21 protein-coding genes are annotated in these 19253 nt (G+C 61.7%); 11 read left to right on the top strand and 10 right to left on the bottom strand.

The genetic code is table 11. The features are described 5' to 3' along the window. Position 1: 1 nt before the first annotated feature. Together G1C98_RS05210 and G1C98_RS05205 are read right to left on the bottom strand one after the other, a co-directional pair. Entirely contained in the window at positions 2 to 340 is a 339-nt protein-coding gene (locus G1C98_RS05210; protein ID WP_169079902.1) for a hypothetical protein, read from the bottom strand. Next, a complete protein-coding gene (locus tag G1C98_RS05205; protein ID WP_169079900.1) occupies positions 337 to 1197 on the bottom strand; it encodes a tyrosine-type recombinase/integrase in 861 nt (286 codons plus the stop codon). Before G1C98_RS05205 ends, G1C98_RS05210 begins: the two co-directional genes overlap by 4 nt. A gap of 85 nt (positions 1198 to 1282) precedes the next feature. Here G1C98_RS05205 and G1C98_RS05200 point away from each other — a divergent pair, with 85 nt between their 5' ends. The 9 genes from G1C98_RS05200 (at position 1283) to G1C98_RS05160 (ending at position 7398) form a co-directional block, all read left to right on the top strand. Further along, complete coding sequence (locus tag G1C98_RS05200) at positions 1283 to 1594, top strand: hypothetical protein (protein ID WP_169079898.1); 312 nt, start codon at positions 1283 to 1285, stop codon at positions 1592 to 1594. A gap of 263 nt (positions 1595 to 1857) precedes the next feature. After that, on the top strand, positions 1858 to 2823 hold the full coding sequence (locus G1C98_RS09355; protein WP_240944915.1) for a hypothetical protein: 966 nt from the start codon (positions 1858 to 1860) through the stop codon (positions 2821 to 2823). Then, positions 2820 to 3353, top strand: a complete 534-nt coding sequence (locus G1C98_RS05190; protein WP_169079896.1) for a carbohydrate binding domain-containing protein — start codon at positions 2820 to 2822, stop codon at positions 3351 to 3353. The genes G1C98_RS09355 and G1C98_RS05190 overlap by 4 nt, the downstream gene beginning before the upstream one ends. Before the next feature lie 139 nt (positions 3354 to 3492). Continuing rightward, positions 3493 to 3936: a hypothetical protein gene (locus tag G1C98_RS05185; protein ID WP_169079894.1), complete on the top strand. Its 444-nt coding sequence runs from the start codon at positions 3493 to 3495 to the stop codon at positions 3934 to 3936. Between the two features lie 56 nt (positions 3937 to 3992). Further along, positions 3993 to 4310 (top strand): hypothetical protein, encoded by a 318-nt coding sequence (locus G1C98_RS05180; RefSeq protein WP_169079892.1) that lies wholly within the window; start codon positions 3993 to 3995, stop codon positions 4308 to 4310. A 69-nt stretch (positions 4311 to 4379) separates the two neighbouring features. Further along, entirely contained in the window at positions 4380 to 5618 is a 1239-nt protein-coding gene (locus tag G1C98_RS05175; protein WP_240944914.1) for a GH25 family lysozyme, read from the top strand. A gap of 24 nt (positions 5619 to 5642) precedes the next feature. Continuing rightward, positions 5643 to 5873: a phage holin gene (locus G1C98_RS05170; protein WP_169079890.1), complete on the top strand. Its 231-nt coding sequence runs from the start codon at positions 5643 to 5645 to the stop codon at positions 5871 to 5873. 392 nt (positions 5874 to 6265) lie between these two features. Then, positions 6266 to 6532, top strand: a complete 267-nt coding sequence (locus G1C98_RS05165; protein ID WP_169079888.1) for a hypothetical protein — start codon at positions 6266 to 6268, stop codon at positions 6530 to 6532. Positions 6533 to 6609: 77 nt separating this feature from the next. After that, the gene (locus tag G1C98_RS05160; RefSeq protein WP_169079886.1) at positions 6610 to 7398 is read left to right on the top strand and encodes a class I SAM-dependent methyltransferase; all 789 of its coding nucleotides are present in this window, start codon (positions 6610 to 6612) and stop codon (positions 7396 to 7398) included. A gap of 84 nt (positions 7399 to 7482) precedes the next feature. On the opposite strand, the gene G1C98_RS05155 is transcribed toward G1C98_RS05160, so the two are convergent. Continuing rightward, positions 7483 to 8526, bottom strand: coding sequence for a serine hydrolase (locus tag G1C98_RS05155; RefSeq protein ID WP_169079884.1), 1044 nt, complete (start codon positions 8524 to 8526; stop codon positions 7483 to 7485). A 201-nt stretch (positions 8527 to 8727) separates the two neighbouring features. On the opposite strand from G1C98_RS05155, the gene G1C98_RS05150 reads away from it, so the two are divergent. Both G1C98_RS05150 and G1C98_RS05145 read left to right on the top strand, forming a co-directional pair. Continuing rightward, complete coding sequence (locus G1C98_RS05150) at positions 8728 to 9711, top strand: DMT family transporter (protein ID WP_240944913.1); 984 nt, start codon at positions 8728 to 8730, stop codon at positions 9709 to 9711. A 581-nt stretch (positions 9712 to 10292) separates the two neighbouring features. After that, entirely contained in the window at positions 10293 to 12368 is a 2076-nt protein-coding gene (locus G1C98_RS05145) for a DEAD/DEAH box helicase (protein ID WP_335341285.1), read from the top strand. A gap of 149 nt (positions 12369 to 12517) precedes the next feature. On the opposite strand, the gene G1C98_RS05140 is transcribed toward G1C98_RS05145, so the two are convergent. The 7 genes from G1C98_RS05140 to G1C98_RS05110 form a co-directional block, all read right to left on the bottom strand. Further along, the gene (locus G1C98_RS05140) at positions 12518 to 13387 is read right to left on the bottom strand and encodes an aldo/keto reductase (protein ID WP_169079880.1); all 870 of its coding nucleotides are present in this window, start codon (positions 13385 to 13387) and stop codon (positions 12518 to 12520) included. A gap of 123 nt (positions 13388 to 13510) precedes the next feature. Beyond that, positions 13511 to 14062 carry a 6-phospho-3-hexuloisomerase gene (gene hxlB / locus G1C98_RS05135; RefSeq protein WP_169079878.1) on the bottom strand — a complete coding sequence of 184 codons (552 nt, stop codon included), beginning with the start codon at positions 14060 to 14062 and terminating at the stop codon, positions 13511 to 13513. After that, positions 14059 to 14679 (bottom strand): orotidine 5'-phosphate decarboxylase / HUMPS family protein, encoded by a 621-nt coding sequence (locus G1C98_RS05130; protein ID WP_169079876.1) that lies wholly within the window; start codon positions 14677 to 14679, stop codon positions 14059 to 14061. Before G1C98_RS05130 ends, hxlB begins: the two co-directional genes overlap by 4 nt. Before the next feature lie 76 nt (positions 14680 to 14755). Next, entirely contained in the window at positions 14756 to 15727 is a 972-nt protein-coding gene (locus tag G1C98_RS05125; RefSeq protein ID WP_169079874.1) for a sugar kinase, read from the bottom strand. A gap of 43 nt (positions 15728 to 15770) precedes the next feature. Next, on the bottom strand, positions 15771 to 16520 hold the full coding sequence (locus tag G1C98_RS05120) for a sugar phosphate isomerase/epimerase family protein (RefSeq protein ID WP_169079872.1): 750 nt from the start codon (positions 16518 to 16520) through the stop codon (positions 15771 to 15773). An 89-nt stretch (positions 16521 to 16609) separates the two neighbouring features. Continuing rightward, positions 16610 to 17935, bottom strand: coding sequence for a gluconate:proton symporter (locus G1C98_RS05115; protein ID WP_169079870.1), 1326 nt, complete (start codon positions 17933 to 17935; stop codon positions 16610 to 16612). 175 nt (positions 17936 to 18110) lie between these two features. Further along, positions 18111 to 19097, bottom strand: coding sequence for a LacI family DNA-binding transcriptional regulator (locus G1C98_RS05110; protein WP_169079868.1), 987 nt, complete (start codon positions 19095 to 19097; stop codon positions 18111 to 18113). Positions 19098 to 19253: the final 156 nt, after the last annotated feature.

Raw genomic sequence — 19253 nt, 5'->3', positions numbered from 1 at the left:
GTCAGAGCGGCACCGTGATGCAGCCCTCGACCCAACCGCCTTTGCCGATCGTCATCTTCGCGGACGAACGAAGGGCGATGGAGTTGCCAGCGGCCTGCACATCGACGCCATGAAGCCCCACGCTCGAATTGGACACCGCGGCGCAATGCACCTCGAACGCGGCCTCCAATCCAGCCGGAAGCGTGAAAAGCTGGGACATCTCCCACTCCTTCGCGGCATTCCAGCTCGTGTTGAGCCGGATGGCATGAAACGCGACGATCAACATCCCGCCGACAAACGCGGTGCGATAATTCACATCCCAGTTAGCGTTTGGTTTCGTGAGGGTTACGGAATCCCTCATCGCATGATTGCCTTCTCCCAGAGCCTTTGCGCGTCCTTTAGCACTGTCACGTCAGGCCGCAGGTAATAGCGGGCCGTGGTCTCGATGCTCGAATGCCCCAGGGCGCGGCTCACCACCGCCACATCCACTCCGGCAGTCAAAGCGCTCGTCGCCCACGAGTGACGCAGGTTCTCCCTGGGCACGAAAGGGAGCCGCTGCTCACGGCACCATCGTCTGTAGCGGCGGTCCACCTGCCCGGGATTCAGGCTGCCGACAAGCCTGCCAGACCCGCCGTGGCGGATCAGCCGCAGACGAAGCACCGCGAATCGGGGGAGCGCGAGCTCCCTAGCCGACAGATCGGTCTTCGGCTCGACAACGACCTCGTGGCCAGATATCCATTGCACACCGCGCCGGATCCGCACCAGTCCGCCGCGCAGGTCGATGTCCGACCATTCGAGGCCGAGCGCCTCCTCCGGCCTGAGTCCCAGCGTAACGCTGCAAATCAGCCACGCCTCGAGCTCATGCCCCCAGAACCCACGCAGCAGTGCAGCGATCTGCCGTGCGTCGAGCACGCGTGGCTGGTGATCCGTCCTCTTCGGTCCCCTGACGCGCGTGGTCACGTCCACACTGCTCACGCCCCACCTGAGTGCCTTGCGGAGCATCGCCCGGAGCACGCCCCATGCCTTGCGCGCCGCGCCGCGCGGCATGCCGGCCATCCACGTCTCGATCATGCCGGCAGTGATCGAATCGATCTCAAACCCGCCGAAAGCGTCCACGATGTGGCATCGCCACGCGCTCTCATATCCGACCATGGTGCATTCCCTCAGATTCGCGCACGACGGCAGCCACACCTCGTCATGGAAAACGGACAACAGCATCTTTTAACCTCCAAATCCCACACGCCACAGCGGCCTGTCCGCGACGATCGCCGTGTGGGATTCCAAGCCTAGAAAAGAGGCCCGCATGCAACTGCTCGATCAGATCGTCGCATGGCTCGTGCCCGCCATGTGCGGCGGTGCGGTCACGGTCGCCGCCATGGCGGCGAGATACGGTCATGCGGTGATCCACGGGCTGCGTGTCCTGCTTCGCGCCGAGATCATCCGGATCCATCGCGAATACGTGCAGTCCGGCCGACCGATACCCGTCGAGGTGATGGACGAGGCCGACGACGCGTACGACGCGTACAGCGCGCTCGGCGGCAACGGGACGGGAACGAAGATGCACAACGAGATCATGGCCGCGCATAACGGCCCAACAAGGAAGGAGCACTCATGACATTGGTGCATTTCCATCTGGCCGACGCCGAGGGGCGTGGACTGGATGGCAGCGTGAGCCTCGTGCCCACGAGGCGCGTCACGGTCGCCGATGCTATCCGTCTGCCGGTCGCACAGACCGTCAAGCTTACGGCGGGCGAGGCCACGGCGGAGGTGATGCCCTCGACGACCCAGTGGGCGTGGAGGGCGTCTGAGCTCGTGGCGGGCGGAATCGTGCGATACGTCGAGGTGCCCGACAAGGAGTCGGCGGAGTACTCAGGGCTGGTGGACGTGGACCCTAAGACCCTGGACCAATCCTCGGAGACCGTGGCCGCGTGGGAGACCGTGACCCGCGCTGCGCAGGGCGTGCTCGGGCAGATCGGATCGATCGACGACAAGGTGCAGGCCGCCGAATCCTCGGCAGGGAAGGCCAAGACCTCGGAGGATAGCGCCGCGCGGGAGAGCGCGAAAGCCGCCGACAGTGCCGCCAAAGCGCAGGCGGCTCAGGCGGAGGCCGCGAAGAGCGCCGCCGCGGCCCACGAGTCGGAGACCACCGCCAACGGCCTGATCGGCGAGGCGCGCTCCATCGCCGCGCAGGTGCAGGCGGATGCGGCCACCGCGACCGCCAAGGCGACCGCCGCAGGCCGGTCGGCCAGCGATGCGAAGGGGTATTCGGATACCGCCGCCGCATCAGCCTTGGCCGCGACCGACGCGAAGAATGCGGCCGAAGCCGCCGCCGGCAAGGCGAAGGCCAGCGAATCGGCGGCCGCCGAATCCTCCGATGCGGCTGGGCAGAGCGCCAGTGCCGCGCAGGCGTCCGAGACCGCGGCGGCGAAGTCGGCCGAGAGCGCCGGACGATCACAAGCGGCGGCAGCGGCATCCGAGACAGGCGCCGCGCAATCCGCCCAGGCCGCGGCGGGCTCGGCCGATAAGGCCAAGGCGAGCGAGACAGCGGCCAGTGCCAGCGCGAGCAGCGCGAAAGCCGACGTACAAGCGGCCGAGAGCGCAGCCCAAGCCGCCGCGGCCAAGGCCTCGGAAGCCGCCACATCAGCGGACAGCGCGAAGACCTCGTCGACGGCTGCGAAGGCATCCGAATCGGCCAGCGCGAAGAGCGCGTCCGCCGCGGCCGAGAGCGCCGCCTCCATCCCGAAGTGGATACAGTGCGCGGACGCGGCCGATGCGGCAGCGAAGAGCGCCGCCGACCCGAACAATTTCTACTGGTGGCCAAGGGAGACGGAGGCGTCGTCGTGAGCGGCATCGGCATCACCGGCAAACAGGTCGACGGCGCATACATGGGTGGCCGGCGGGTGGGTCTCTCGCATTCCGGAACGCGCCTGCTGCTGCCGGGCGCATCCGACAATCTCATCGTCAATCCAGGTTTTGAAGCCGGCCTGACCGGCTGGCGGCAAATAGGCACCGGCGGCGCCATCACGTCCTCGACCTCTCTCATCAACGCCCCGCACAGCGGAACCGCGTGGTATCAGAGCACTGAAAATGAAGGCGGCGTGTCGCAGACCGTGACGGTCTGCCCCGGATCCCGCTACCGGCTCGCCTTCTGGCACGCGGTCGGACAGGCGAACAGCTTTCGCACGGCCACAGCGAAGATCACCGCCGGCGACAGTACGATAGCCACATGCGAGACGCCGAACCGCCCGGACACCACGTGGCACGAGGCCACGATCGACTTCACCGCGCCACCTGACCGCACGAGCGTCACCATCACCATCACCGAGAACTCGTGGCTCCGCCTCGACGACGTGAGCCTCGTTGAAATCATCTAAGGAGAGATCATGACCGATTATCCGCTCCGGGGGGGGGGTAAGCATCCACGGCCTCCCGGTCGCCGGCGTCTACCACGCCGGCGACCGCGTGGGACTGACACGGGGAAATAGCCTGATCGTGCCGAGCGGGAAGAACCTCATGGCATACGCTGCCGCAGACCACAAAAACGGATTGATATCATCGTCAATCATGACGGATGGCGGTATGCGGCTCGTCGCACGAGCCGGGCTTAAAAAATGGGTCGGGTTAGTCTGGAGGACAGAAATCCCATCCGATGCGGTCCAAGGCGACACCTTCACCCTGAGTGTGGCTGACGGTGACGTGCTTTCCCACGGATTCTGTATGAACCTCAAGATAATGGATTCCGCTATATCTATGGTCGGCCAGCACACCGCGTGGGGTTCTGACAGGAGTTCCGTCTTCAATCTCCCGCAGGCCGCCTCGTTTTTTGATTTCACTTTCTTCTCCAATACGCAATTGGAAGAAGATGTCGAGTTTTTCCTTCACCCTCAGTTGGAGCGCGGATCCGTGCGCACCTGCTGGGAGCCGCCCGCAATCCTCGCGGGGGGGGGGGCAGCCTAAGAGACCTTAACCTCGCACCGGATTGGAGGCCCAAGCCGAACAACACCATGCCGGACATGAGCTGGCAGGCCGATGGTCGCACCATGAGCATCAGTTTCACGCCCAAACCGGCATGCGGCTGGATCACATGGTATTCCGACCGCGTCGTGCTGCCGGCCGGCACATACACGGTGTACGGCATCGGCAGCGGCTGGGACGCATTCACAATCTACGACGACTCGGGGTTGCTTGCGCGAGTCGACAAAGGGAAAGCGCTGCTGAGACTCCCCGAGGAGAAGCCCATCATACTGCACATCGGTTTCGACAATAGCTATTTCAAGGGTTCCGCCACATGCGAAAGCGTCATCATCGAAGGCGATTGGACGACCATCTGAACAATTTTCCAAACCAACCAAAAAGCCACCCATCGGGGGTGGCTTTTCTCATATAGAAAGGAGAGGAATTTGAACATCCTCAACAAAGGCAAGCCGGCACACAGGCACGCGCGCATCCCGCGCAGGATCCGCACGCCGTTGACCGCGCTGGCGGTGGCCGTCTGCATGGCGGCAGCACCCGCGGCCAGCGCGAACATGAACATCATCGACGTGTCCGGTTGGCAGAGCTCCGACGTGACCCGCGTGGTCGACGCGGACGCCGCGATCGTGAAGATCACGGAAGGCGTCGGATACATGAACCCGCACTGGCGCTCCCAGATTGACTGGGCGCGTTCCACAGGCAAGGCGTGCGGAGGCTACCACTACGCCGACGGCGGAAGCGCCATGGCCGAGGCGGACAGATTCGTGTCCGTCTTCGGCTCCTATGTCGGGCAGTGCGTGCTCGCCCTCGACTGGGAGGGCGGCGGCAACGCCGCATGGGGCAACGGCGCGTGGGCTCAGGCCTTCGTGCAGCGCGTCTACGACCGCACCAAGGTGTGGCCCATCGTGTACGTGCAGGCCAGCGCAGTCAACCAGATCACCGCGTACACCAGACAGCATTGCATGCTGTGGAAAGCGCAGTACGCTTCCATGAACGCCACCGGCTGGCAGTCCACGCCATGGAATGCCGGGAGCCATGGAGAAGGCATGGTCCAGTACTCCAGCACCGGCTACCTCAACGGCGTCGGTCCGCTCGACCTGAACCTGTTCTTCGGCGAACGCGACGCATGGCAGAAGATCGCGAACGGTGATCGCGGCAAGACGAATGCCGAGGTGAGGCATGATCCGGTCAGGCCGCAGGTCACCGCCGCACCGGACTACGACGCCATGGCCACCAGGGTCATCCGAGGCGACTTCGGCAACGACCCGCAGCGCAGACAGGCGCTGGGCGGAGCCTACGCTGCGGTGATGGCCATCGTCAACCGGCGTCTGGGCGGCGGAACCGCCTCGACCGGCGCGAATTGCGGCAGCGTATGCGTGACGGTGCGTTCCGGAGACACACTTGGTTCCATCGCCGCCCGCAACGGCGGCACCTGGAGCCAGTGGACCGGCTACCGCAGCGGCAATCCGGACCTCATCTACGCGGGCGAGACCGTATGCCGACGGGCAGCCGGCTCCTCGACCGCCATCGCCTCCGCAGCTGGAGGCCATGTGGTGCGTGCGGGCGAGAGCCTGTGGAGCATCTACGGCACGGGATGGCAGGCGGCGGCGCAGCGCAACGGCTTGCATGCCCCGTACACGATCTATCCCGGCCAGCATCTCCGCTGACCTCGGTGCTTAAGGAGGTGAAAAATGGATGAATCCAATGAAACGCCCGGCTATCTGCTGCCGGACAAGGCGTATCAGGTGCTCAAGTGGCTCGCGCTGATCGCCCTGCCGGCCATCGCGGTCTTCACGCAGGTCGTCGGCCCCGCATGGGGCCTGCCGTACGTCGACCAGATCGTCGCCACGATCGACGCGCTCGGAGTGCTGATCGGCGCCCTGATCGGAGTCAGCGAGATCAAGGCCAGGCTCACTGCCTGACACATGCAATGCGCCCCTCTCCCGACCGACACGGCCGGGGGAGGGGCGCTTTTCTGTTTTGACGGTTATGATATCCATAAAAACGGAGTGCCTTTTGAGTGCCCGACAGTGCACGGAAGACTCAAAACCGTTGAAAACACTTGAGACATGGAAATGTAGCAGAGTTCAAGTTCAACGTTTCCAAGAAGTGATGCCGACCGCCTGAGAACGGCCTGTTTCCAACGGTTCCGGGTGCCCGAACCGTTGGAAACAGGCCGTTTTTAAATGCGCGGGAAATAGCCGTTCCGTGCACGTTTCCAGCCGTTTGTCACTCGGATAAGGTGCCCGCGTAAGGTGCCCTTTGACGGGAACGGCTGGGGTAGGGCTTTGGAGGTTTGAGAGAGGTGAAACTGATGATGGGCGGTTACTGCAATACCCAACAAGTCGATCACTGCCCCGAAAGCTTCCAAGACATGTTGCGGGAGATTATGCTGCTGGCATGGGTGTTCAGCCCGCTTCTTCTTACCTGTGCCCTGCTGTTGCTATGGCCATTGATTCATGCGGCGCGGCGTGCAAAGGGGCGTAGGCGCATCATATGGATTGCAATGTTGACGTTTGACGGCTTACTCGCGGTACTGTTCCTGCTGCTGGCTGTGAGCTTTGTGAGCATACCTCGTTAGACTCTGCTTGTCGGAGGTGTATTTTTCGGCGGAGACAACCGCGGTACGCGCCAGGGCAGGGCAATAGGATGGGAGCCATGGAAATAACCGATGCGGGCATTGATGGGGGAACGGCATTCGACTGGGGGCGTACGTCCGAGGATTATGCGCGGTTCCGTGACATCTATCCTCCGGAATTCTATGAGCGGATCATACGGCTCGGACTGTGCACAAAAGGGCAGCATGTGCTGGATCTCGGCACCGGCACCGGGGTGCTGCCCCGCAACATGGCCCGCTACGGTGCCCGTTGGACCGGCACGGATATATCGCCCGAACAGATTGCCCAGGCACGAAAACTGTCCCAAGGATTAGTCAACGTCGATTATCTTGTCAGCGCGGCCGAAGATGTGGACTTTCCGGACGAAACCTTCGACGTGATCACCGCCTGCCAGTGCTTCTGGTATTTCGATCATCCGCGCATCATGCCGAACCTGTGGCGCATGCTCAAACCCGGCGGCAGTCTGCTGGTGTTATACATGGCGTGGCTGCCCGACGACGATCCCATCGCCGGTGCCAGCGAACGCCTGATACTCAAGTATTCGCCGCAATGGAGTGGTGCCGGCGAATGGATGCATCCCATAGAGATCCCCGCCTGCTATGACGCGCATTTCAGCCGCGTGCTGCATGAGGAATGGCCGCTCGATGTGCATTTCACCCGTGAGAGCTGGAACGGAAGGGTCAAGGCATGCCGCGGCATCGGCGCATCGCTTCCACCCGAGCGTATCGCCGACTGGGAAGCGGAGCATAGGGCATTGCTGGAGGCCATCGCCCCGGAGAAATTCGATATCCGCCACTATGCCGCGCTGGCGTGGCTTCGCAAACGCTAACCGCAAGCCCGCGGATTCCAAGGATCTACACGTTCCGGGCGGAGACCCGTCAAAGGCTGCCTGACAAGGGCACGATGACGGCGTTCAGCTTTGGAATGCCGTCCACGCGGTCGAGGCGATGGAACGGATCGTGGCCTGTGCGGTGGCGGAATCGCTGATATCCGTATTCATCACGACCAGCACGAAGGGATGCGCACCGCCCAGCACCACGGCGGCATCGTTCTCCGTTCCCGGAATCTCGCCGGTCTTGTTGCCCACCTGCGTGCCGTCGGGCAGACCGGCCGGAATCTTCGAACGGCGCTGCTGCTGGCACAGCAGGTCGATCATATGCTGGGACGCGTCCTTGGATACCAGGGTCCCGCGGTACGCCGCCGCGAGCAGCTTGCCCGCATCCTGCGCGGACGTGAGTTTCTTCATCGGACTTCCCGGCCCCGAATCGTACAGCAGATCATCCATGCTCGTCTGCGTGAACCCGTAGCGTTTCGCCGTCTCGTTCACCTTGGCGAGCCCCTGCTGCGCATCGCCGCCGCCAAGCTTCGTGACCAGATCGTTGGTTGCCTGATTCGAGCTGACGGTGATCATCTGGGTCATCAGCGGCTCGATGGTGCCGTCATCGGTGAGCGTGCCGTCGGCGATGCTCTGGTACACGGCGAGCATCACATACAGTTTGATATCGCTGGCCGCCTGCTGGGAATGGTTGTTGATGTTGAACGATTCGCCGCTGCCCAGATCCTCCACATACACCTGCCAGGTGCCGTCGGCGGACGCCAACTGCTGCTGAATCTGCGTGTTCAACGGGTCGAGCCGCCCACGGGCCTCGGCTTTGGCCTCTTCCAGCGCCTTGTCCTCAGCCTTCTTCTTTTCCGCGGCGGCGCGCCTTGCCTTGGAATCCTTGGTATTACTCGTATTGCGTTTCGTCGCACTCGCCGAAGCCGCAGTGGCGTTCGCGGCGGCGTTGACGCGATGATGCCCGTATGCCCGGACGGCCAGCGTTCCCAGAACAACGGCAACGGCTACGATCGCGATGACGATGGTGACGACGATTCTGCTGCGATTGCGTCTGCCGTTCGCGGTCTTGCTCGCTTCGTTCGTGAGATGTTGCGGTTCGTGTTCGATGTGCTTGCTCATATCTCTATCTGTTATCTGTGTGTCCGTGTATTCCTTGGATGCCAGTCAGTTACGACACAGTAGTACGAGGAACGGCCGAACGGTGGAAGACTGAACTGCACCGCAATGCGGGCATGCGTGTTGCCTGGGCGTTGCACGGGTGGTGCGGTGCGTACAGTATCCCGTGGCGGGAACCATCGAGAAGAAAGGGAGCCGACTTCAATGGACGAATCGCTGCGGAACGCTCAAATGGGGGAGACCTCCGTGCACGATAACGCCGTGCGCGACGGGGACGATTCCTCACATGAAGGCATGCGCGTTTCCAAGAACGTTGCGCGCCTCATGATGCTTGTCAGCGCGGCCGTGTGGGGGTCGGGGTACACCATGCTCAAGCATGTGCAGGGCGTGATGACGACCCAATGGATGATGTTCTTCCGTATGGCTGCGTCGGTCATCCTCATGTCGTTGGTATTCCTGCCGCACCTGCGCAAAATCAGGATCAAGCGCTATATCGTGCCCGGTCTTGTGCTTGCGTTGACCTATTGGCTCGGTTTCCTATTGCAGCTCAAGGGCCTGGAGACCACTTCGCCCGGGCGCAACAGCTTCTTCACCGACACGTATTGCGTGATGGTGCCGTTCGTCATCTGGGCTCTGACGCGGAAACGCCCCAGCGGCCAGCATATCGCCGCGGCATTCGTGTGCGCGTTCGGCATAGGCTTGGTTTCGTTCAGCGGCGGCGGTCCGGAGCTTGGCGGATTGAGCACCGGCGACGTGCTGACGATCATCGGCGCATTGTTCTACGCGGTGAATCTGGTGGTCGTGGGCATGATGGGCAGGAAGTTCGACGCGGTGGCGCTGATGCTGGCTGAGTTCGCATGGTGCGCGATCTTCTTCGGTGTGGGCGCGGTGCTGTTCGACGGCGCCCCATCTGCATCGTGGGTGCGTATGGATGTGGTGCTGTGCCTTGCCTATCTGGTGATCGGATCGACGATCATCGCACAGATCTTCCAGACCATCGCGGTGCAGAATCTGCCGGCCACGGAAGGATCGGTGATTCTGAGCACGGAATGCATCTTCGCCATGGTGATCGCCGTGATCTTCACCGGGGAGAAGCTTACCGTGCCGTCCGTGTGTGGATTCGCGGTGATCTTCGTGGCGATCCTGCTTTCGGAGGTGCAGTTTCCGGGGCGGCATAAAACCAAGTAGCGCATTGGCTAACTGATGTTCGCTTTTGTTTCGGGCTGCGTTCGACGTGGCTAGGGTCGGGCAACATCCGATTCCTGACATGCTGGCGGTGGCCGGGCGTGGCTGGTTTGGGATGATATCCATAATCCGCCACAGTAGTGTGTAGCGAGCGTGCCTGGTTCCAGGCGGAGTTCGGATATCGCTACGCTGAGGGTTGTCAAGCGTGGCGAAAACCGGATGATGACCGGGGCTGGGCATGCTGGAGAACGGTGTGCGGGGCGTTCCTTGGATGGCATCCGAGGAACGCTGTGGTGCTGGTTCGTGGGCGTGACGATACTGGGAGAGCGCCCGAATCCGATCACGCTGGTGGTTGCCGAGCGTGGCGATATCTGGATGGTTGCCGGGGCCGGCCACGTTGACGAAATCACCAACGTAGCGGTTCCCGGATGGCACCCGCAACCGGATGCACACGAAACGAATCGCGATAAGCGTGGCGGCACGAGCAAAGCGGGGCATGACATACGTCCACGCCGAAAGTGGACGCCATGGGGTACGGTAGGGTAGTTTGCGCAAACGGCGCAATACCTGAACGAAAGGCCACTGTGCCCAATATCGATAATTCTTCCGAACTTTCCGAACAGGCCATCGAAACCGAGGCCGCTCCCACCTTTACCGAACTCGGCGTACCGGGCGCTCTTGCACACGTGCTCGCCGCCGACGGCAAGCGCACCGCGTTCCCCATCCAGGCCGACACACTGCCCGACTCTCTTGCGGGCCGTGACATTCTTGGCCGTGGACGTACGGGCTCCGGCAAGACGCTCGCCTTCTCCATCCCGCTGGTAACGCGTCTGGGCAGCAGCGAGCACGATATCGCGGCCATCGAACGCGAAGCCGAGCGCCGCAGCGGTGCCAAGGGCAAGGGTGCGGCCAACCTGCCGCGTCCGCGTGCCCTTGTGCTCGCGCCCACCCGCGAGCTTGCCAAGCAGATCGACGAGGTGCTGCTGCCGCTCGCCCAGGTGTACGACATGAGCACCACCACCGTGTACGGCGGCGTGAAGTATTCCCGCCAGATCGCAGAACTCAAGGCCGGCGCGCAGATCGTGGTCGGCTGCCCGGGCCGACTGGAGGATCTGCTGCGCCAGAACGCGCTCACCTTGGACAGCATCGAATGCGTGGTGCTGGACGAGGCCGACGAGATGGCCGACATGGGATTCCTGCCGGCCGTGGAACGTCTGCTCGACCAGATTCCGAGCGACGCCCAGCACATGCTGTTCTCCGCGACGCTCGATCATGGCGTCGACAAGGTGGTGGAGCGCTTCCTGCACGACCCCAAGGTGCACAGCGTCGACGACGCCACCAGTCCGGTCGACGAGATGACGCACCACGTGTTCGAGATCACCAAGGGCGACAAGCCCGAGATCGTACGTACCCTGGCATCCGGCGCGGGCAAGCGCATCCTGTTCACCCGCACCAAGTTCCAGGCGAAGAAGCTTTCGCAGAGCCTCACCAAACAGGGCATCCCGTGCGCGCAGCTGCACGGCAACCTCAACCAGAACCAGCGCGACCGCAATCTCGCCGCTTTCGAGAACGGCGAAGTGAACGTGCTTGCCGCCACCGACGTGGCCGCGCGCGGCATCGACGTGAGCGGCGTCGAGCTCGTGGTGCAGGTCGAGCCGCCGGAGGATCCCAAGGCGTTCCTGCATCGTTCCGGCCGCACCGCGCGTGCCGGCAACCAGGGTGACGTGGTTACGCTCGTGCTGCCCGAGCAACGCCGCGAAACCAAGTTCATGCTGCGTAAGGCCGGCATCAAGGTCAAGCCCATCGCAGTGACGGCCAAGTCCCCGGAAGTGCTGGAACTGGTGGGCGAGCGCGCCGAGAAGGTCGACGGCTGGGAGCTTGCCCCGCTGCAGAAGAAGACCAAGCCGTTGCCGAAGAAGGGCAAGGGCAAGGGGCGCAACAAGCGTGGCGAGGATGAGCAGTTCGCCGCGAAGCGTTCCGATGCGTCGAAGCGCAGGAAGAAGAAGGGGCAGGCCGACCGCTTCGAGCGCGCCGAGCGTTTCGATCGCTTCGATGATGCCGAGTACATGGATTACGACGAGCGCAATACGCGCGGTCGTGGTGGTTACGACGGCTACGACGAGTGGTCGGATGATCGCGACTTCGATAGGAAGGGCAAGCATCATAAGCGCACCAAGCGTGATCGTTACGATTGGCAGGAGCGCGACGAGCGCGGCAGCCGTGACGGTCGCAAGGGCCGTAGGAATCGCGGTGACCGCTATGACGACCGGTATGATGCGGTCGGTCGCGTGATCGACGAGCTGCGCAAGGGCGGCAAGCGCGTGCATAGGAAGCCGATTCGCGTGACCGAGGATCTGCGCGGTGAGGACGCCAAGCGCCGTGATCGCCGTGTGAACGCCAAGAAGGCGAAGTATGATGATCGCCCGTCCCGTAAGGGCGGTAAGCGTAACGGCGAACGTCAGCGTTACGACGGCGAGCGTCGTGATAACAACCGTTACGATGAGCCGCGCCGCGACCAGCAGCGTCGCGACCGGTCCCGCCGTGACGAGCCGCGCCGCGATAACAGGAAGCGCGCCGATGGCGGCAATCGCCGTTCCGCGCAGGGCTTCCGCAAGCACACCAAGACGAAGCGCACGCCGTTCCGCAACTCGCATCGCTGAGTCGGTGTGAGCCGGTGACTTACATGGTGCCGATGCCGTGGGTTCGGCACCGGCACCGGAACGCATCGGGGCCTGTCTCCCGCCATATGGGCATATGCCCGGTTATGGCAGGAGACAGGCCCCAACGCATATGTGTGCTGTTTCCCGGCTTACATCTCTTCGTGCCAGTGCGGATCCAAAGCCTTGCAACGACCTTCAGGATTGTCCAGCAGCGCAATGTCGTTCATGTCCTGTTTGTCCAACACGAAGCCGGCGATGTCCAGGTTCTCGCGCTGGCGTTCCGAATGCAGTGATTTCGGAATCGACACGTCTCCGATCTGCATATGCCAGCGGAGGATGGCCTGGACCTCGGATACACCGTGCTTATGGGCGATGCGGCGTATCGTCTCGTCTCTCAGCATCTGATTGGCCCGTCCCAGCGGGCTCCATGCCTCGGTGATGATGCCGTGCGCATCGTCGTAACGGCGCTGATCGATCTGCTGGAAATAGGGATGCAGCTCGATCTGGTTGACGCTAGGCGTTACCCCCGTGGCGCGAATCAGCATATCGATGTGCCCGGGCAGGAAGTTGCTGACGCCGATATGCCGTACCAGCCCCTCCTTCTGCGCGTCGATGAGCGCCTGCCAGGCCTCCACGTATCTGCCTTGGGAAGGGTTGGGCCAATGGATCAGATACAGGTCGATGTAGTCGAGTCCGAGTCGTCCCAGACTTTCCTCTATGGCTATGCGGGCCTTGTCGTATTGATGGAATCGCCCGGGGAGCTTCGAGGTGACGATGATGTGTTCGCGGGGGACCGAGGACATTCGTATCGCTTTGCCCACAGTGCCTTCGTTCTCGTAGTTCACCGCGCTGTCGAGCAGACGGTAGCCGTTGTCCAATGCCATGGCGATGGCCTTGGCGCCGGCAAAGCCGCAGACTTGGTATGTTCCGAATCCTTGGGCAGGGAGCTCAAGTCCGTCGTGGGCTGTGCGCGTAGGCATGGATGCCGTGGCATCAGTGCCGTCGAAATCGTTGTTCATGATGCTGTACTCCTTATGCAGGTCGGGTGGCGGTGATGTTGATGATGATATGACGGATGGGCGGCAAGACGATGGTGGAATGTCTTGCCGCCCATCATGGGACAGATGCCTTGATGCCGGTGTTCACTCCACGTTGGCATGGTTGGCGTTCGCATCGGCGTCCGACACGTTGTCGCGACGCGACAGCATCAAGCACAAAGCGTCCAATGCGATGTGCACGGACTGGTCGAACAGCGAGCTGAGCAGCTGGATGGAGCCTGCCGCCTCACCCTTCACACGTCCCGGCACCACGATTACGGCGTCGGCGGCGGCGGCCAGGGGGGAGTCCGGCTTGGATGTCACGGCGATGACCTTCACCCCAAGCTTCTTCGCGGCTTCGGCATCCTCGACCGTGCGACGGGTCTTGCCGGAGCCGGAGATGGCCAGCAGCACATCGCCTTCGTGCATGGACGGGCAGATGGTTTCCCCCATCATGTAGCTCGTGTATCCGATGTGCATCATACGCATGGCAAAGCTGCGCGCCTGGAATCCGGAACGGCCTTCGCCGGTCGCGTAGATGCGGGAACCTTTGGTGATGAGTGGCATGGCCTGCTCGAGGTCATGCTCGTCCATCTTGGCGATTACTCCCTGCACTTCCTCGACGATCTGGTCGAGAATTCGCTTGTTGTCTGTCATTTCATTTCCTTCCTGCATGCCTGGCATGCTGCTGTGATGTCTTCGGCCTTGGTAATGGCCGATCCCATGATCACGATATCGATGTTCTCCTGCGACAGGTCGGTGAGCTGCTGCTGTTTAATGCCGCCAGCAATCGCAATATGGCGGATCTGTGGGAAGCGCGTCTTGAACGCACGCACCTGCGTGACGGGGTCGGCGGTGGCTCCGGCATCCACGGAGGTGTGCAGGCAGTACACCGCATCCGGGAAACCGCTGATGCGTTCGATGCGTTCCTCGTCGCATTCCAGCAAATCGATCATCATCGTGCCGCCATGCGTTTCAGCGGATTGTGCGCACGCCTCCAACGTGCCCATCGATGCCGATCCCATGACGGTCAGGTATTCGAAACCGCTCTCGAAACCGAGATCGAACTCGTACTTTCCCTCGTCGCAGGTCTTGATGTCTCCGAGCACTTCAGTGCCTTCCGCCGCTTCAAGAATGGGAGAGAGCGAACGGAGACCGAATTCCTTGGTCAGGGATGTGCCGATCTCGATGATGTCGGCTTGGCCGTCGAGCGCCTGCACGATGTGTACCGCCCGATCCACGGATACGCGGTCGATGGCGACTTGCAGCTTCATGATGTTCCTTTCTGTTGTTGTACGGACTGATATGGACGTTACGTGACTGGATGATTCGCTGTATGCTGCGTCTGCGTTACAGCGAAAGCTTTTTGCGCGGGGCGGACGCGATGAACGCGCGAAGCTCTTCGGCGGTGGGCAACCCCTCGGAATCGGAGACGCTGGTGACCTGGATCGCGCCCACTGCATTGGCGCGCTCGAGCAGATGCTCGGAATCGAGTCCTTCGAGCAGCGCGGTGATGACGCCGGATGCGAACCCGTCACCCGCGCCCACAGTGTCGACCACATCGACGGTGAAGCTCGGAACCGCGGTCTGTCTGATACCGCCGTTGTCGTCCCGCTCGAAGAGCGCCGACCCCTCGTCGCCGAGTTTGATGATGACCTTGCCGACGCCCATATCGAGATAGAACCTCGCAATATCACGCGGGGCTGAAACCCCGGAGAACAGTTGCCCCTCTTCCAGTCCAGGCATGAACACGTCGCATTTGGCCGCCAGCCTGTTGGTCGCCTCGATCATGGCTTCTCGGCTTGGCCACAGGGTCGGTCGCGGATTCGGGTCGAAAAGTACGGTGACGCCATGTGCGTGTGCCGCATCCATCAGTCTGCTTACGGTGCTGTACGTGTTGTCGGTGAGTGCCGAGAAGATGCCGGTGACGTGCAGTATCCTCACACCGTCGAAGTCGATGCCGTCCACAATATCGGGTGCGGTCTGCGAAGCGGCCGACCCCGAACGGAAGTAGACGACCTTCGGCTCGCCGTCGCTGGAACGCACTTTGAGCTGATAGCCGGTCGCGGCCCCGGAGGTGCGTCGGATATTCGACGTGTCGATGCCGATCCCCCTCATATAGTCGAGGATGAGATCACCCTGCCAATCCTGGCCGAGCGTGGTCACGTAGCTGACGGAATGTCCCTGTCGGGTGACGCCGATGGCCACGTTGAATTCGGCTCCGGCCATCTGCCTGGGCAGGGTGCGTGCCTCAAGATAGGTTTCGTTCGAATCGGCGATGAGATTCACCATTGGTTCGCCGATGGTCATGACTTCTGACATTGGTGTTCCTTGTGATTGTGATTGGATGGAATTGGGGGATGGCTCAGCGGTTTGCGACGGCACGGCGCACGATATCTACCTGTTCGGCGACCTGCGTCGTGGGGATGGGGAATTCCAGGAAGACGGGGACGGTGCTCGGCAGTCGTTGCAGCATGGATTGCCAGTCGATGACGCCGTCCTGCAACATGGTGGTGGCAAGACGGTTCTTGTCGGGGGAGCCGTTGACGTTCTTCAGATGGAATACGGTGATGCGCTCCAGCAGCCGGTCGAATGCGATCCGAGGATCCTCATCGCGCCAATACCAGTTACCCAGATCGAAGGTGTATCCGACGGCGGATCCGTTTGCCGCGATGTGCTCCAGCGAGGCGGATGTGCAGGCGAAGGTGCCGTTTTCCGGCGTCTGGTCGTTTTCGATGGTCAGCGTGACGCCATGTTCCGCAGCTTCTTTGTCGATGAGACGAAGCGTCTGTGGGGCGACTTCGCGAATGTCGCCTTGGTTGAACTTCACATTGGAGACGTGCATGCGTTCCGCCTCATCGAGGAACTGGCGGAATCGTGGATTGACATTGCCGTCGATGGTGATTGATTCGGGGACCGAGTAGAACAACGTCAGCCGGTTGCGTGCGGCGGCGCTGGCGATGGCGTCGTATTCGGCGTCGTCGGCGATGTATTCGCGTCGCACTTCGGCGAGTGTGATGCCGTGGGAGACGATGGTGTCCAGTAGTTCGGACTGGGGCGTGCCGTTGTGCAGCGCGTCCATGTAGACGAGGGTGTTGATGCCGATGGTGGTCATGATGTGGTCCTTAGGGTTTCATGTTTTGATGAATGTCATGTGTGTGGTGCCGGCCGCCGCCGGAAGGGGAGCGGCGGCCGGAAGTTCGGTTAGAACAGCAGGATCGATGCGAGGCCCATGATGGGGAAGGAGCACAGCCAGTAGACCGGAACGCCGTTCTTCAGGAAGGTCTTCGGTTCGAGCTCGTTGTATTCGACGGCCCACATGTTCCACGACTGGGTGACGCAGCTGGAGATGCAGGTCATGGACGGTACCACGAGCAGGGCGAACAGGAACCATGCGTTGAATACGCCCATGCCCATCAGGATGCTGATGACGGCGGAGCCTGCGCCGTAGAGCTCGAGCGGGCCGCGGAACAAGGCCAGCGGCGCGAGGATGCATACCGCGATGGCGAGGATCATCTCGTTGTTGGGGACCACGGAGGTCAGCGCCGGGCCGAAATCGGCCATCACGGTGACGGCGGCATGCTGGAAGAAGCGCAGCACCAGCAGCATGATGATCAGGCTGCCAATGTCTCCGATGGCCGTCTTCGCGGTGGAGTTGAGGATATTGACGAAGCCCTTGTAGGTCTTCATATGGCCGGTGCCGAGGAAGGCGATGATGGAGGCCAGGAAGAGCGCCGGAACGGCGTCCCATTGGAAGATGATGCTCAGCGCCACCGGCACGATCGGCAACACGTAGGTCCATACGGGCACCTGCGGGATTTCGGCGGTCTGCTCGCTCGGGTCTCCCACCTCATAGGGCTTACCGTTCTTGATGGCCTTGGCGTTGATGAGGATGAAGATGATAACGCCGATCATTTGCACGATCATTGCGGCGATACCGAAGCGCAGGTAGTGGTTGCCCCATTCGATGACCTGTCCATCCGGGGACTTGTAATCCTGGTAGAAGGCTGCGAACTGTACGAAGAGCACGCTGTTGATCCACATGGCCGCGCCGATGGAAAGGGTGAACACCGGCACCGCGATGCGCTTGGGGACGCCTAGGCGGCCGAGGATGGGGAAGAGGATCACGCCGATGGCGATGGCGGAGCCGACACCGTAGGCGCTGGTGAAGATGAGACAGGTGACCAACGCCATGCAGATGGTGGCCAGAACGGGGCTCTTCTCGCCGACCTTGGCGGTGCGGTAGGAGATGGAGGCGGCGATGCCGGTGTCGACCAGCACGCGGCCGAACCATGCGCCGCAGATAATCTGGATAATGGTCGATCCGTAGGTCAGCGCGGGTTGGGCGAACGTCTCCTCAATGACGTTGAAAGGTTTGCCTATGCCAAACGGTACGCCGAGGAAATAGACCAGCGTCCACACGATGGTGAGGATGAAGAATCCGATGGTGAGGTTGCCGCCCTTCATTGCGTAGATGACGAAGCAGATGAAAGAGGCGATCAGCAGTATGCCCATGACCCAGATGATCATGTTGCTCCTCCTTGAGCCGTTGTTGGTTGATGTTCATGCTACCGGTCGATGTTGACCGATTTAGTTTACCGGTTACGTTTATCGGTTAACAAAGAGCGTACACCAAAACATGTGTACCGGTTAACTACGGCGTGTCCCTGAAGATTTCAGGGGCTTGTGAATCGTGATGTGCGAATCAGATCAGCGTCGATGCGAACACGCATAGCCGCGTAGGCAGCTCGTCCACCGAGCATGGGCCCTTGGCCCCGTCGTAGACGCGGGAGAACAGTTTCCTGGCGGCGGTACGTCCCATGAGCACGGGATTCTGATCGAGACAGGTGATGCCGAATCCGCTGTACTTGGCCCACTGCTCGTCGGCGAATGCGCAGATGCCGATGCCGCCACGAGTCCTGTCGGAAGTCGCCTCGAGTATGTCGCGCATACTCTCCTCGTTATTGGCGAACAGGCAGATCTTCTCGCCGTCGTGGTCGGCAAGCAATCTGCCGATTCCGGTGCCCAGATCGCGCGCTCCGGAATCATAGACCAGCACATCGCCCTCGACGGCATGGGCGTGCAGATACTTCTCGAATGCGATGCGGCGCGTGGTTCGGGTGCTGATGCCCTTGCCAGGTCTGGTGACGAACACGATATAGGTGAATCCGCGCGATACAAGATGATCGAGCATCGATTGCACGGCACCGGCGTTGTCGCTGGCTACGCTGTCGTATGTCAGGGGCGTCATGATGCGGTCGAGCATGACTACAGGCTTGCGGTTCTTTCTGCCGTGGAATTCCGAGAGCCAGGCATCGTTGTTGCCTACGGTATTGACGATCAGCCCGTCGACTTGGGCATCCAGCAGCGACTCGATATTGGCGCGTTCGAATTCCGGACTGTTGTTGGAATCGCTGACAAGCAGCTGCACATCGCGTTCCCGGCACTCCTCCTGTATGCCCTTGATGAGCAGCGAGCTGAACGGATTGCCCACGTCGGCGATGCTCACGCCCACCAAATGGCTCACCGTGGCCTTGAGCCCCTGGGCCATCCTGTTCGGGCGATATCCGAGCTCATTGATGACCTGCTCTATCTTCGCTTTGGTCTCCGAGGACATGTAGGCGTATTCCCCATGCAGATACCGCGAGATCGTGGTCTTGGAAACACCTACGGCCTCGGCCACGTCACCCATGCTCGGTTTTCGGTTCGTCTTACTCGCGTTCACATTCCACCCCCGGGATTCTCCGATACTTGCCAACTCTTCCAATAACAATAGCGTGCCATGCGGCGTATGGTTTGCCGTTTGTCCGGCAACGACGGAAAACTGGACATCTTATGAGAGTTTTGA

The organism is Bifidobacterium erythrocebi, assembly GCF_012932675.1.
GTDB lineage: Bacteria > Actinomycetota > Actinomycetes > Actinomycetales > Bifidobacteriaceae > Bifidobacterium > Bifidobacterium erythrocebi.
The sequence above is the reverse complement of the archived record's forward strand: the minus strand, read 5'-3'. Positions and strand labels throughout refer to the sequence as shown.